Source organism: Falsiruegeria mediterranea M17 (genome assembly GCF_900302455.1).
Taxonomy (GTDB): domain Bacteria; phylum Pseudomonadota; class Alphaproteobacteria; order Rhodobacterales; family Rhodobacteraceae; genus Falsiruegeria; species Falsiruegeria mediterranea.
In genome coordinates this window covers 391,576-405,494 of the sequence record NZ_ONZG01000004.1, presented here as the reverse complement: position 1 = coordinate 405,494, position 13,919 = coordinate 391,576, and the positions used below count along the sequence as shown (strand labels likewise).

Here is a 13,919-nt window from a genome sequence, read left to right as displayed (position 1 = left end):
GATGGCGTGCAGATCAGTGGTCGCAATCGGCGACCGAGGGTCTATATTCAACTCAACAGGAGACCCAATGACACGCACATTAGCCCTTGTTTTATCGGTGTTATTTCCGGTCACATCGCTGGCCGCAGACGCCACGCAGCCAGGCGATCCAGCCTTTGTGCAGCCCGCCGGTGACAGCGATTTGAGCGAATTTTTATGGACAAATCGGCCCATCGTCGTCTTTGCCGACACCGATGCGGACCCAAGGTTCCAGCAGCAGCTCGACATCCTGATGAAGGGCGAGGCCGAGATGCTGGAGCGCGATGTCGTGGTCCTGACCGACACCGACCCGGGCGCACGTTCGGCGCTGCGGACCAAGCTGCGGCCGCGTGGCTTCCAGCTGGTGCTCATTGGCAAGGACGGCGGAGTAAAACTGCGCAAGCCCTTCCCGTGGAGCGTGCGCGAACTGAGTCGCTCCATCGACAAGATGCCCTTGCGCGAACGTGAAATCCGCGAGCGGCGCGGGCTGAATTGAACCCGATCTGATACCCCCACAGGGGGACTGGTTGCCCCGGCAAGACCTGCCGGGACACCACATGCGTATACGCGATTATCACGTATCCGCAGCGACATAAGGCTTATTCGAACTCCATGATCACATCGTCAACCGCAAGGCTGTCGCCTGCGCTTGCGTTGATCTTGGAGACGACACCCTTCTTCTCGGCGCGCAGGATGTTTTCCATCTTCATCGCCTCGACGGTGCAGAGCGCCTGGCCCTCTTGCACTTCGTCGCCCACCTCGACGTCGACCTTTACGATCAGGCCGGGCATCGGGCAGAGCAGCAGTTTCGATGTATCCGGCGCCACCTTTTCCGGCATCAAGGCTGCCAGTTCCGCCTGACGTGGGGTGCGCACGTGCACGGTCAGATCCGCCCCGCGCGAGCGCAGGCGGAAGCCACCGGACACCTTGCCCACCTTCAGAACCAGCGGGCTACCGTCCACATCCAGCGTTGCCAGCTGATCACCGGGCGTCCAGTCCGACGCGACACGGTGCGTGCTGCCATCAGCAAAGGTCACGGTCGAGCCGTCATGATCAGCGGCGATGCTCACTTCAAAGCTTTCGCCCTGCAGCGAGACCACCCATTCGGTGCCCACCTTGCGCTCGTGGTTATCCATGCGGCCCGACACACGGGTACGGCGGATCTCGGCGACACGGTGCATGGCCGCAGCAGAAGCAGCGATGCGACGCAGGTCTGCCTCGGGCAGCTCAACGCCCTGGAACCCTTCGGGATACTGCTCTTCGATGAAGGCCGTCGTCATGGTGCCGTCGATAAAGATCTGGTGGTCCATCACGGCCGAGACAAACGGCAGGTTGTGGCCGATGCCCTCAACCTCAAAGCTGTCCAGAGCCACGCGCATCGCCTCGATTGCGGAAGCACGATCCGGGCCCCAGGTGCAAAGCTTAGCGATCATAGGGTCGTAATACATGCTGATCTCGCCGCCTTCATAGACGCCAGTATCGTTCCGTACGGCCGTTTCACCTTCAGGCGCATCGCCATGCCAGGTACCATTGGCAGCCATCGGACCGGCGGCAACCTCGGACGGAGGACGATAGCGGGTCAGACGACCAATCGACGGCAGGAAGCCGCGATAGGGGTCTTCGGCATACAGACGGTTTTCGATGGCCCAGCCAGTCAGGGTCACGTCTTCCTGCTTGATGCTCAGTTCCTCGCCACCGGCGACGCGGATCATCTGTTCGACCAGGTCGACGCCGGTGATCAGCTCGGTCACGGGGTGTTCCACCTGCAGGCGGGTGTTCATTTCCAGGAAGTAGAAGTTCTTGTCGCCATCGACGATGAATTCCACTGTCCCGGCAGAGGCATAGCCCACCGCCTTGGCCAGCGCGACCGACTGTTCGCCCATAGCCTTGCGTGTGGCCTCATCCAGGAACGGCGAAGGCGCTTCTTCGACAACTTTCTGATTACGGCGCTGGATCGAACATTCACGCTCGCCCAGATAGATGCCATTGCCGTGGCTGTCGCACAGAACCTGAATTTCGATATGACGCGGCTGCGTCACGAACTTTTCGATAAAGATCCGGTCGTCGCCAAACGAATTCGCGGCCTCGTTCTTGGACGATTGAAAGCCCTCGCGCGCCTCATCATCGTTCCAGGCGATCCGCATGCCCTTGCCGCCGCCGCCAGCCGAGGCCTTGATCATCACCGGATAGCCGATCTCGTTCGAGATCTTGACCGCCTCATCGGCATCCTCGATCAGCCCCATGTAACCCGGAACGGTCGAAACGCCTGCCTCTTGGGCGATCTTCTTCGAGGTGATCTTGTCACCCATCTTTTCGATCGCACCCTTGGGGGGGCCGACAAAGGCGACACCAGCGTCGGCCAGAGCCTCGGCAAAGCTCGCGTTTTCCGACAAGAAGCCATAGCCCGGATGCACCGCCTGTGCGCCGCTTTGCTTGATCGCGTCCATCACCTTGTCGATGACGATATAGGACTGGTTCGCGGGTGGTGGGCCGATGTGGATGGCCTCGTCCGCCATTTGCACGTGCAGCGCCTGCTTGTCCGCATCCGAATAGATGGCGACGGTGGAAATGCCCATCTTGCGCGCGGTCTTGATAACCCGGCAGGCGATCTCGCCCCGGTTGGCGATCAGGATCTTGTTGAACATGCGATGTCCTTTGTCTTGGGTGTTTGAGAACGCAAAACGCCGCCCCAGACCAAATGGCCCAAGGCGGCGTTCTGCGCATGTTGGATCAGACCGCAGGCGGCCTGGATGTGACGTGCAGCTGAGGCGTCAGTTGCAGGTGTTCTGTGTCTTGCAATAGATGACGTTGCCCGCAGCCCCAGCCGCGGCCCCGATGACCGGGTTACCGTCGAGCGCGAGTGCGCCCAGGAACCCTGCCCCGCCGCCATAGAGCGCCTGTTCCGTCGGGTTGTCCCCGCAGGCCGCCAAACCGGCGCACAGTGCCAAGGCCATACAAATCCCTTTTGCTCGCATCCTGCCCATCCTTCTTTTTGTTCTGGTGTTTGCGCGCCCAGATGAGGGGGATCGCCCCCTGCCCGCAAGACCGCAAAGCGGTCAGTCAGAACATGCGCAAAACCCTGCCGAACAAGGGGCTTAAGATAGGCAGAAAAAGGGGCGGGCAGATACGAATGCTCGCAACTGGCCCGCCCTTGAGAAGGGGTACGGAATAGATGGTGTGTGGATGGCGCAGGCATTGTAGTGCCACCCACAAGCGCCACGCTGCCCCAACGGCAGATGCGCGCCAAGCCTGTTGCCTGACACACGGTCCGATGGGCCGCTTTCTGCCGAATTTGGACCGGGGCTTGCAGAATCATGCCGATCCCATGCTCACCCAGAAGAGCGCGAGCGCGTGTGGCTGTAGACCGTGCATTCCGGTGGCAGGCGCCAGCTTTTGTAACAACGGCGTGACACCAAATCGCTGACTTTCCAGGTCTCGGTAACGCTTCATTAACCGATCGGTACACCATACACGGAAATGTATGGCGCGAATTCAACGACATGGCGAGCGACCAAAACTTGTCGTGATCAGAACCGCCATCAACATCAATTTTCGCTGAAAAAATAACACCTTCCGCTCTCATCGTTGTCATTTCACCGTGCCCGATCTGCGTGAAAGGGGTGGTCCGCACCACTCGCAATGGAGGAGAGACCCAATGCAACATTCTCACATGCATCGGCTGAGTTTGGCGGCCTTGGCCAGCTTGGTCACAGCCGGGCTTGCCCAGGCGGACGAGGCCGGCACCAAGGCCCAGATCGACGCTCTGAATGCGCGTGTTCAGGCGCTTGAGAGCGCCAAGGCCCAGCCCGAGGGGGGCGATTTCCGTCTGGGTGGCACCACTGTTGACCTTTACGGCTATGTCAAAGCCGACGCCTACTATGACTTCGACTTCAACCAGGGCGACACCGCCTTTGTGAATAACATTGGCGAACCCACCAACGCCACCGACGGCAATTTTGGCGCCACGGTGCGCCAATCTCGCCTGGGCGTACGTACCACCACGCAATCCGATTTTGGCGCCATCGGAGGTCAATTGGAGTTCGACCTGTTCGGATCGAGCGGCACGGCCGAACTGCGTGTGCGTCATGCCAACGTGCGGATTGGCGACAACTGGCTGATCGGCCAGTACTGGACCAACTTCATGCCGCTGGCTCAATATCCCACAACCGTGGAATTCAATGGCCCCGTCGGCATCGCCTTTGCCCGCGTCCCGCAGCTGCGATACTCGAAGTCCTTTGGTCAAACCACCTTCAGCGCCTCGGTCGAGGAAAACACTGCGGCCTCGAACGACCCGGTCATCACGGCGGCCCTGTCGCATGACACCGACCTGTTCAGCGCCCGCATTGCGGGCCTTTACGGTTCGGTGCAGGCAGGCAACGTCGAGGTTGATCAGACCGGTGTGACACTGTCCGGCTCGGTCCGTCCCTGGGCCGGAGGTCTGCTCCAGGCCACCTACGTTCAGGGTGAGGCGCTTGGCCCGCTTCTGGTTGGCGTTGGCAGCGCCATCTCTGGCGGTCAGGCCAATGACGTCGAAGGCTACACGCTGGAACTGCGCCAGTCGGTTGGGGAAAAGTGGAACTTTGGCATCGCTTATGGCCGCGAGGATTACGACCTTCCGACCTCGACCGGGGCGCTGTCGTTTACCGAGTTGGAAACGATCCACGTCAACGCCTTTTACAACGCCACCGATAACCTGACCTTCAGCGGGGAATACATCATCGGCGAGCGCAACGACGCCACCAGCGGTGCCACCTTTGAAGGGGACCGCATTCAGCTGGCTGTTCAGCTGAACTTCTGACGCAACACCACTGTCCCGCTCTTTCCCGAGCGGGGCCGCGGCCTGTGGCCAATACTTATGTCGGCGCCCCAAATCCATCAGCGGCGATCGAACACATCCGGGAACGAAACCTGGGCAGTACTCACGTCGATGACCAGCAGGGCCTCATAGCTTGCGGGATCAAACGGATCTTCGGCGGCAATCACCTCGCGCTCGAACAGCCAGCTCAAGCGGCCCGCGTCCAGATTGCCACGCTCGAACGGCTGATCGCCGAACTGCTCCCACAATGCCTTCATGAACCCCGCGTCGGCACGGCGATCTGCAGGCTTGCGATCGCGAAACCGCTCGCGCCGCGTGATGGCGGTGACGCCCTTGGGGTTGGGGCGGCGAATGATGAATTGAAAATCGGTGCCCGGAAGGCGGCCAGGAAATCCGCGGTGTTTCAGCATGACACGGCCCCCCGGTACAGGGCGGTCAGCAGGGTTGGGATCGGCCCAAAGGCCGACCCCAGGACCAGTTTACTTGAGTTTACCGGTGTAGACCGGCTCGGTCGAGATGGGCTCGACGATGACAAACTCTTCTTCTTGCGAGTTGTCGCATGCCGCAACGGCGCCGACAAAGGCGACCATTGCAAGGAATTTGATGCTCTTGGACATCCGTCTCTCCTGGTTAGGTTTTCGAAACCAGCAAAGGGCGTACCCTCTACCTGCCTCAGTTCCGAGGTTACGGCCCCCGATAGGGAACCGGGCCTGAACATACTGGAAAAGATGTCGGAAATACATCCGAAGCGCGTCAAGTCTGTGTGCTGTGACTCCAAAGCCTCATATCCTTCTTTCGGTGAAGTTCGACCCGCAACATATTGTGGTGTCATCAGAACTCCTCCCAGATACAGCGGGCATTTTCCAGCCGATAAGCTTCAAAAAACTGGGTTACATCAGGCGCGCTCTCACCAAATGCCACGGCTTTGTCCGAGAGCGAAATCACCACGCGCGCGGGCACCAGCTCGCGTTGTAGGACGTAAGGCACCGCCAAGGTTTCGCACAGATGGTCCATGTCGACGGCAGACACGTCATAGCCGACACGCCCCACCGTCTGGCCGATCTTGGGCGCGACAAAGCGAAAGCGCAGCCACAACTCGCCGGGGTTTTCATCAAGCAGAACGTTGTCCAGATAGATGGGTTGGCCCGAGGGAACGGGCAACGACGCTTCGGCGACGACATGGGTGGACACCAGAGACAGAACCGCAAATGCGCAGCCCCAGCCTCGCCAAGGGCGAGCTCCTCCTGCCGGGGCTGCGTGCGCACAGCAATCCGCGTGCGCGGTTCTATCTCTGCGTGCGCGGATCATGGAGCTGATTCGTCCTTGGTGTCAAACTGAGATGGTGACGTGATCTCAATTAGTTCCATGTCATCAGAATGACGGACTTCGCGGTGCTTGATGCCGGGGGGTTGCAGGACACTCGATCCCTCGCGCAGGACATGTTCGCCCTGCCCTTCGTATTCAAAGACGACCCAACCCTTGGTGACATAGACCATCTGAAAGTCCAGCTCGTGACTGTGCCACGCGCCAGGACTTTCCATGCCCGGCACAGCCCGGATCACATGCGCGCCAAACTTGCCTTGGGTTGCCGCATCAATCCCCAGATCGCGATATTCGAAAAACGCACGCAGCCCCTGCCCCACAAACTTGCCATCATCGGCGTGGGAAATGGTGAAGGCCTGATTTTTCCAAAGCTCAGTCATCCGCGCACCAGGCAATGCTCGTCATACACAACGGGTGTGATAGCACTCCCGTCCAGCGTTGAGGCATGTTCCTCAAACACCGGGAAACCGGCCTGAACCAACGTGCCTTTTTGCGCGCTAGATGTGAAAATATACTTCGAGTTTTCAGGGGAGCGCTCGAACCAGTTTGGATCGTCTAACGTTCCGGTCATAACACCTACGAAACCGGGGAACCGCTCCAACTCAATAAACACTGTGGTCGCGCAATTGGGGCACGAATTGAGATACAACTCCTTACCGCTTCCTTCGGACACATGCGTAAACACTCGGGGCGCTCCCGACATCACCTTGAATGCCGCCCCCTGAAACCCCGCTAGGGCGTTCATCGGCGCCCCAGTCATACGTTGACAGAATTGGCATGAGCACCAAGTCAGGCGCATCGGCTTTTCGGATAGGGCATACCGCAAGTCGCCGCAAAGACAGCCACCCTCATGTATCGCAGACATCCCCTATCTCCTTCTGTCACTGCTTACCGGGAGGCCGTGCCCCACCAAAACGAATTCCGATTACAACGGAATGTTGTCATGCTTTTTCCACGGGTTCTTCAGCTGCTTGTTGCGCAGACTGGCAAACGCGCGGGACACGCGGCGGCGGGTCGAATGAGGCATGATCACCTCGTCGATGAAGCCGCGCTCGGCCGCCACAAACGGGTTGGCGAACCGATCTTCGTAATCCGCTGTGTGCGCCGCGATCTTGTCTGCATCGCCCAGGTCGGCGCGGTGGATGATCTCGGTAGCGCCCTTGGCGCCCATCACCGCGATCTCAGCCGTGGGCCAGGCATAGTTGAAATCGCCGCGCAGGTGCTTGGACGCCATAACGTCGTAGGCACCGCCGTAAGCCTTGCGGGTGATCACGGTCACTTTGGGGACGGTTGCCTCGCCATAAGCAAACAGCAGCTTGGCACCGTGTTTGATGACGCCGCCATATTCCTGCGAGGTGCCCGGCAGGAAGCCCGGAACGTCGACCAGCGTCATGATCGGGATCTCAAAGCAATCACAGAAGCGCACAAACCGTGCGGCCTTGCGCGAACTGTCGATATCCAGGCAGCCCGCCAGAACCATCGGCTGGTTGGCAACGACACCCACGGTCTGGCCCTCAAGCCGGATGAAACCAGTGATGATGTTCTTGGCGTAATCTTCCTGGATCTCGTAGAAATCACCCTCGTCCGCGACCTTGGCGATCAGCTCTTTCATGTCATAGGGCGTGTTCGGGTTTTCCGGGACGATGGTGTCCAGCGAGTTCTCGATCCGGCCCGGTTCGTCAAAGAAGGGGCGCACAGGCGGCTTTTCGCGGTTGTTGAGCGGCAGGAAGTCGACCAGGCGGCGCACTTCGGCCAGAGCCTCGACATCGTTTTCGAACGCACCATCGGCCACGGATGATTTTTTGGTGTGGGTCGATGCGCCACCCAGTTCCTCGGCGGTGACGACTTCATTGGTGACGGTTTTCACAACGTCAGGGCCGGTGACGAACATGTAAGAAGTGTCTTTGACCATGAAGATGAAGTCAGTCATCGCAGGCGAATACACGGCACCACCGGCGCAGGGGCCCATAATCACGCTGATCTGCGGCACCACGCCGCTGGCCATGATGTTGCGCTGGAACACTTCGGCGTAGCCTGCCAGCGAGTCGACGCCTTCCTGAATACGCGCCCCGCCCGAGTCGTTCAGGCCAATGATCGGCGCGCCGTTCTGGATCGCCATGTCTTGGATCTTGCAAATCTTTTGCGCGTGGGTTTCCGACAGAGACCCACCAAAGACGGTGAAATCCTGGCTGAACACATAAACCATACGACCGTTGATGGTGCCCCATCCGGTGATCACACCGTCGCCCGCATGCTTTTGATTTTCCATACCAAACTCGACACAGCGATGTGCGACGAACATGTCGAACTCTTCAAAGCTGTCTTCGTCCAGCAGCAGTTCGATCCGTTCGCGCGCCGTCAGCTTGCCGCGTGCGTGCTGCGCATCGATGCGTCGTTGTCCGCCACCCAGACGCGCATCGTTGCGGCGATCTTCGAGTTCGGTCAGGATATCTTTCATGGCGGTTGTCCTCGCGATGGTCCTATGTACAATTTTGCCGGACCATATAGAGTGCGCAGCACGAACCAAAGGAATATTCCGCAAATTTGCAAAGCCCAAGAACGCCAACTCATGCGAAATGCAAATTTGCTAATTGTCATGTCAACGCGACGTCCCCCGTGGACCTTTCCGCGTGACAGGAATAGATGCGAAGCATGCAACCTGAGTCTCAATCCAAGACGCCATCTCGGTCGGGGCGCACACCGCCCACCATCACCACGCTGATCCTGCTGTCAGGGCTGTCGGCTTTGGGTATGAACGTTTTCCTGCCCAGCCTGCCGAACATGACCGAGCATTTTCAGACGGACTATCGCCTGATGCAGCTGTCGGTCGCCTTGTACCTGGCCGTGAACGCGGCACTTCAGGTTGTGATTGGCCCCATCGCGGATAAAGCGGGACGTCGGCCTGTCATCCTATGGGGGCTCGCACTGTTCCTTCTGGCCACGCTCGGCACAATCTTTGCCCCAACGGCCGAGATCTTTCTTGTCTTCCGAATGTGTCAGGCCGTGATCGCTGTTGGCATCGTCCTGAGCCGCGCCGCCGTGCGTGATATGTACGAACAGGATCAAGCGGCATCGATGCTGGGATATGTCACCATGGGCATGGCCGTGGTTCCGATGGTCGGCCCGGCCATTGGCGGATTGCTGGATGAAACATTCGGCTGGCAAGCAAACTTCTGGCTGTTGTTCCTGCTGGGCGCATTGGCAATCATACTGATCTACGTGGACTTTGGCGAAACCGCCCTGAAAAGCGGCAAGACGCTGATCGCCCAGTTCCGCGAATACCCCGAGCTGCTGACTTCGCCCCGGTTTTGGGGTTACTCGTTGGCCTCCGGCTTCTGCTCGGGCGCGTTCTTTGCCTATCTGGGTGGCGCGCCCTTTGTGGGCACCGAGGTGTTCGGGATGAACCCGGCCGAGATGGGGTTCTATTTCGGCGCGCCTGCGATCGGCTACTTCTTTGGAAACTTCATCAGCGGACGCTATTCCATGCGCTATGGCGTAAACCGGATGGTCATGTGGGGCTGCTGGCTGAACGCCATAGGCGTGGCGCTGTCCCTGGTCGTGATGATCCTTGGGCTTGGATCTGCGTTGAGCTTCTTTGGCTTCATGACGTTTGTGGGCCTGGGCAACGGCATGGCCATCCCCAATGCCACTGCGGGCGCCTTGTCGGTGCGGGTGCATTTGGCTGGCACGGCATCCGGCCTGAACGGCGCCATTATGCTGGGCGGCGGCGCAGCACTCAGCGCGCTTGCCGGGTTCCTGCTGACGCCGGAAACCGGGGCGCTGCCGCTGCTGTGGATCATGCTGATTACCAGCGTCCTGGGCGTTCTGGCGATCCTGGTTGTGATCTGGCGTGAACGGCAGTTGGGCCTATGAGCTGAGGTCGGAAAACACGCGATCCAACCAGGCCACAACCAGCCGGATGCGTTCCAGATCCCGCAGCTCTTTACGGACCATCAGCCACACCTCTCGCTTGGGGAGGGTGCCATGGGCAAAGGGAACCTCGACCAACCTCGCATCACTCGCCCCGATGATCCGAGGCAAAAGGGTTCGGCCATGCCCGGCGCAGACCATCTGAAACAGCGTTTCGGCATCGTTGACCAGGACCGGACATGCGCCGTCTATCGCGGCTGCTTTTGCAATCACCTCGGCATGTGACAGATACTGCATGCGCGGCTCATACCCGATCCAGGAACCGTTCATGGCCCTCGGGCTTGCGTATGCGGCATACTCCAGCTCTCCCAACTTGCGAGCCAAAACGCTTTGCCCCCCTTCGGTGGGCCGGGCAAGACGCAGCGCAACATCGGCCTCCCCCCGCAAAAGGCTCAGGTCCCGCGCCTCCGAGATCAACTCCAATTGCAGGCCCCTCGACGTCGCTTGCATGTCGGTCAAGGCAGGCAGCAGAATGTGATTTATGACCAAAGGCACCGATGTCAGCCGCACGGTTCCCAATTGAACCTCTGACCCGGCCTGTGTGAGAGCGTTCACAGCCTGCATCTCATCCCTCATGACCTCGGCGTGTCGATGCAGTGAGCGACCGAATGTGGTCAGGCCAAGGCCCGTCCCGTTGACCTCGACCACAGCTTGCCCAAGACCCCGTTCCATGGCACGCAGACGGCGCGAGACAGTGGTTTTGTCCACGCCCAACTGTCGGGCCGCACCTTTGAGGCTGCCGGCCTGCGCAACGGCCAAGAGAAATTGCATATCGTCCCAGTTCATGACTGCAATCTTGCACTACAGGAGTGCAATTTTCCACCCTTTGCAGCAACCTTGCAGCACGCCAATCTGACCCCATTCAATCAGAAAGGACACGAACATGCTCTATTGCGTCACCTTCCAGGACAATTCAGGGAAAGAACACCTGCGGCAAGAATACATGGCTGATCATCTGGTATTCCTCGCCACGCTTGGCCCCAAGATGATCGGAGCCGGACCCTTGTTTGACGGCCAGGATGGGCAAGGCGGCATGTGGCTGGTCGAGGCGGACAGCGCCCCCGAAGTCCAATCGCTGGTCGAGCAGGATCCCTTCTGGCCCACCGGCCTGCGCAAAAGCGTCAGCGTCCTGGAATGGCGGCAAGTTTTCCGGGATGGCCAGCGGGCCTAGGGTTGCCCGCCTAGCTTTGCAAATGTAACCTGAGCAATAAGTAAACTTGCAAAGATTCAGGCACCCATCCATGGCCACCCAAAAACTCTATGCTGGCGCCAAACTGCGCGAGATCCGCACCCGCCTGACACTGACGCAAAAGGATTTTGCTGCCAAGCTGGGGGTGTCTCTCCCCTATCTCAACCAGATGGAAAACAACAACCGACCGGTGTCGACCACGGTTGTTCTGGCGCTGGCGCAAGAGTTTGGGCTGGACGTGACCGAACTGAGCACTGGCGACAGCGAACGGCTGGTCAGTGACATGCGCGAGGCGCTGGCCGACCCGATCTTTGCCGATACCATGCCGCCGCTCGCTGACTTACGCCTGACCGCATCAAACGCCCCTGCGCTGGCGCGCGCCTTTATCGAATTGCACAAAAGCTATCGCCAGACCCACGAACGGCTGGCTTCACTGGACGAAGCTCTGGGTCGCGAAGATGCCCGTATTCAGGCCAGCCCGTGGGAAGAGGTGCGGGATTTCTTTCACTACTGCGACAACTACATCGATGCCGTAGACCATGCGGCGGAGCGGTTCTCGACCCAGGCCAACGACCCCGGTGACGTGCGCACGGCTGCCTTGGGCAGCCTGTCGGCGCGCGGTATTCAAGTGAAACTCACGGATATCGAGGCTTTGCGCAGTTTTGACGCAAATGCGCGGGTCTTGCACCTGTCCTCGCGCTCGTCGCCACAAACACAAGTCTTTCAGATGCTGTTGCAGGTGGCGCTCGTCAGTCAGGACAAGCTGTTAGAGGCAACACTGGATTTCGCCCGTTTTCACAGTGAAGAGGCGCGGTCGATCGCCAAGATCGGACTGGCCAACTACTTTGCCGGGGCCGCCCTGATGCCCTATGGCACCTTTCTTGCTGCCGCACGGGATTGCCGCCACGATCTGGAACTGCTGAGTGCGCGCTTTGGCGCTTCTATCGAACAGGTCGCACACCGCCTGTCGACGATGCAACGCCCCGGTGCCAAGGGCATCCCATTCTTCTTTGTCCGCGTCGATCAGGCCGGCACCATCACCAAGCGCCACTCGGCCACGCGACTGCAATTCGCCCGCTTTGGCGGCGCCTGCCCGCTGTGGAACGTGCACCGTGCCTTTGAAACGCCAGGGCATTTCCTGCGTCAGCTGGCCGAAACGCCAGACGGCGTGCGCTATATCTCGCTGGCCCGCGATGTGTCGAAACCCGGCGGATCTTTCGGCGCGCCGGTGCGCCGCTATGCCATCGCGCTTGGGTGCGAGGTGCGCCATGCCGACGCGCTGGTCTATGCCGACAACATGGATGTCACCAACGCCAGTGCCTATGAACCTATTGGTATCTCGTGCCGCATCTGCGAACGGAAACACTGCCACCAGCGCTCGGTCCCGCCATTGGAACGCCGCCTGACAATCAACGCCAATGAACGCGGCACGCTGCCCTATGAGGTGAACTGACCGCCCCTTGCCACCGCCAAAAGCGTACAAATTGACGCGGAATCCGGTCATTTCCTAACTTCACGTCAAGTTACGTTTGCGAAACCCACACAATCCTATAAGAGCGAGCAAACGACTCAGAAAAGCAGGCGAATGTTCGACACATCCTCTTCGCGGCCGCAGCCCGAAATCCGAGCCGCAAGAGACTGGATCAAGGTCCTCTCGCAGTATCGCACCCCCAATGCAGGCCGCAGCTGGTTCGAGCTGGCGGTGACTGCAGTTCCTTTTGTGGTGCTATGGGCACTCGCTTGGTGGGCCTTGTCCGTCAGCTATGGTCTGGCGGTTGTCCTCTCGCTGATCAACGCCGCGTTTCTGCTGCGGCTGTTCACTATCCAGCACGATTGCGGCCATGGCGCGTTTTTTGAGAACCGCACCCTCAACGATTGGCTCGGGCGCATCCTGGGCGTGTTGACCCTGACACCCTATGACGTCTGGAAGCGATCACATTCGATCCATCACAGCGGTGCCGGCAACCTGGCGCGGCGCGGAATTGGCGACATCCACACAGCCACGGTCGCGGAATACCGCGAGATGAGCCCTATGAGCCAGATGATGTATCGGCTTTATCGCAACCCCATCGTGCTGTTTGGCTTTGGTCCTGGCTACCTGTTCTTTCTGCAAAACCGCCTGCCCCTGGGGTTCACGCATCAGGCCAAATATTGGGTCAGCGCCATGTGCACCAATGTGGCCATTGTCTCGGCTCTTGCAGTGATCTGGTATTTCGGTGGATGGGCGCCCATCCTGCTGATCTTTGTGCCTAGCACCCTGCTGGCGGCCACTGCGGGCATGTGGCTGTTTTATGTGCAGCACCAGTTTGAAACCGCCCATTGGGACACGGACGAGGACTGGCAGTTGCATGATGCCGCTCTGCACGGCAGCTCGCACTATATCCTGCCGCCCGTGTTGCAATGGCTGAGCGCCAACATCGGCATTCACCACGTGCATCACCTGTATAGTCGCATCCCGTTCTACCGCCTGCCTGAAGTGCTGCGGGATCACAACGTTCTGGCCCAGGCCAACCGCATGACCATTCGTGAGAGCCTGAATAGCGCACGCCTGCATCTGTGGGACGAAAACTCGCGTCGCCTGCTGTCTTTTGCGCAGGCCCGTGCTCTGACCGACTGACATGAAAAAGGGGCGCTCAAGCGCCC

15 protein-coding genes are annotated in these 13,919 nt (G+C 59.6%); 6 read left to right on the top strand and 9 right to left on the bottom strand.

Annotated elements, in window-relative coordinates; all coding sequences use genetic code 11:
• The first annotated feature begins 67 nt into the window (after positions 1–67).
• Entirely contained in the window at positions 68–514 is a 447-nt protein-coding gene (locus TRM7615_RS10525) for a DUF4174 domain-containing protein (protein ID WP_108787182.1), read from the top strand.
• Between the two features lie 103 nt (positions 515–617).
• On the opposite strand, the gene TRM7615_RS10520 is transcribed toward TRM7615_RS10525, so the two are convergent.
• Positions 618–2,663 (bottom strand): acetyl-CoA carboxylase biotin carboxylase subunit, encoded by a 2,046-nt coding sequence (locus tag TRM7615_RS10520; protein ID WP_108787179.1) that lies wholly within the window; start codon positions 2,661–2,663, stop codon positions 618–620.
• Positions 2,664–2,789: 126 nt separating this feature from the next.
• The gene (locus tag TRM7615_RS10515; RefSeq protein ID WP_370739795.1) at positions 2,790–2,972 is read right to left on the bottom strand and encodes a hypothetical protein; all 183 of its coding nucleotides are present in this window, start codon (positions 2,970–2,972) and stop codon (positions 2,790–2,792) included.
• Between the two features lie 701 nt (positions 2,973–3,673).
• On the opposite strand from TRM7615_RS10515, the gene TRM7615_RS10510 reads away from it, so the two are divergent.
• Positions 3,674–4,816: a DcaP family trimeric outer membrane transporter gene (locus TRM7615_RS10510; protein ID WP_108787176.1), complete on the top strand. Its 1,143-nt coding sequence runs from the start codon at positions 3,674–3,676 to the stop codon at positions 4,814–4,816.
• A 77-nt stretch (positions 4,817–4,893) separates the two neighbouring features.
• Here TRM7615_RS10510 and TRM7615_RS10505 read toward each other — a convergent pair whose 3' ends face one another.
• The 6 genes from TRM7615_RS10505 to TRM7615_RS10485 all read right to left on the bottom strand — a co-directional run bounded on the left by TRM7615_RS10505 (position 4,894) and on the right by TRM7615_RS10485 (position 8,615).
• On the bottom strand, positions 4,894–5,244 hold the full coding sequence (locus TRM7615_RS10505) for a hypothetical protein (RefSeq protein WP_108787174.1): 351 nt from the start codon (positions 5,242–5,244) through the stop codon (positions 4,894–4,896).
• A gap of 69 nt (positions 5,245–5,313) precedes the next feature.
• A complete protein-coding gene (locus tag TRM7615_RS25540) occupies positions 5,314–5,451 on the bottom strand; it encodes a hypothetical protein (RefSeq protein WP_165821409.1) in 138 nt (45 codons plus the stop codon).
• 214 nt (positions 5,452–5,665) lie between these two features.
• Positions 5,666–6,142, bottom strand: coding sequence for a DUF6497 family protein (locus TRM7615_RS10500; protein ID WP_108787171.1), 477 nt, complete (start codon positions 6,140–6,142; stop codon positions 5,666–5,668).
• Positions 6,139–6,537: a cupin domain-containing protein gene (locus TRM7615_RS10495; RefSeq protein WP_108787169.1), complete on the bottom strand. Its 399-nt coding sequence runs from the start codon at positions 6,535–6,537 to the stop codon at positions 6,139–6,141. The genes TRM7615_RS10500 and TRM7615_RS10495 overlap by 4 nt, the downstream gene beginning before the upstream one ends.
• Positions 6,534–7,022, bottom strand: coding sequence for a GFA family protein (locus TRM7615_RS10490; protein ID WP_108787167.1), 489 nt, complete (start codon positions 7,020–7,022; stop codon positions 6,534–6,536). Before TRM7615_RS10490 ends, TRM7615_RS10495 begins: the two co-directional genes overlap by 4 nt.
• A gap of 60 nt (positions 7,023–7,082) precedes the next feature.
• On the bottom strand, positions 7,083–8,615 hold the full coding sequence (locus TRM7615_RS10485) for an acyl-CoA carboxylase subunit beta (RefSeq protein WP_108787165.1): 1,533 nt from the start codon (positions 8,613–8,615) through the stop codon (positions 7,083–7,085).
• A gap of 194 nt (positions 8,616–8,809) precedes the next feature.
• On the opposite strand from TRM7615_RS10485, the gene TRM7615_RS10480 reads away from it, so the two are divergent.
• A complete protein-coding gene (locus TRM7615_RS10480) occupies positions 8,810–10,030 on the top strand; it encodes a multidrug effflux MFS transporter (protein ID WP_108787317.1) in 1,221 nt (406 codons plus the stop codon).
• Here TRM7615_RS10480 and TRM7615_RS10475 read toward each other — a convergent pair.
• The gene (locus TRM7615_RS10475) at positions 10,025–10,873 is read right to left on the bottom strand and encodes a LysR family transcriptional regulator (protein WP_108787163.1); all 849 of its coding nucleotides are present in this window, start codon (positions 10,871–10,873) and stop codon (positions 10,025–10,027) included. The genes TRM7615_RS10480 and TRM7615_RS10475 overlap by 6 nt on opposite strands.
• Before the next feature lie 97 nt (positions 10,874–10,970).
• Here TRM7615_RS10475 and TRM7615_RS10470 point away from each other — a divergent pair, with 97 nt between their 5' ends.
• The 3 genes from TRM7615_RS10470 (at position 10,971) to TRM7615_RS10460 (ending at position 13,893) form a co-directional block, all read left to right on the top strand.
• Positions 10,971–11,258, top strand: a complete 288-nt coding sequence (locus TRM7615_RS10470; RefSeq protein WP_108787161.1) for a YciI family protein — start codon at positions 10,971–10,973, stop codon at positions 11,256–11,258.
• A 70-nt stretch (positions 11,259–11,328) separates the two neighbouring features.
• Positions 11,329–12,729: a helix-turn-helix domain-containing protein gene (locus TRM7615_RS10465; RefSeq protein WP_108787159.1), complete on the top strand. Its 1,401-nt coding sequence runs from the start codon at positions 11,329–11,331 to the stop codon at positions 12,727–12,729.
• 132 nt (positions 12,730–12,861) lie between these two features.
• Entirely contained in the window at positions 12,862–13,893 is a 1,032-nt protein-coding gene (locus TRM7615_RS10460; protein ID WP_108787157.1) for a fatty acid desaturase, read from the top strand.
• Positions 13,894–13,919: the final 26 nt, after the last annotated feature.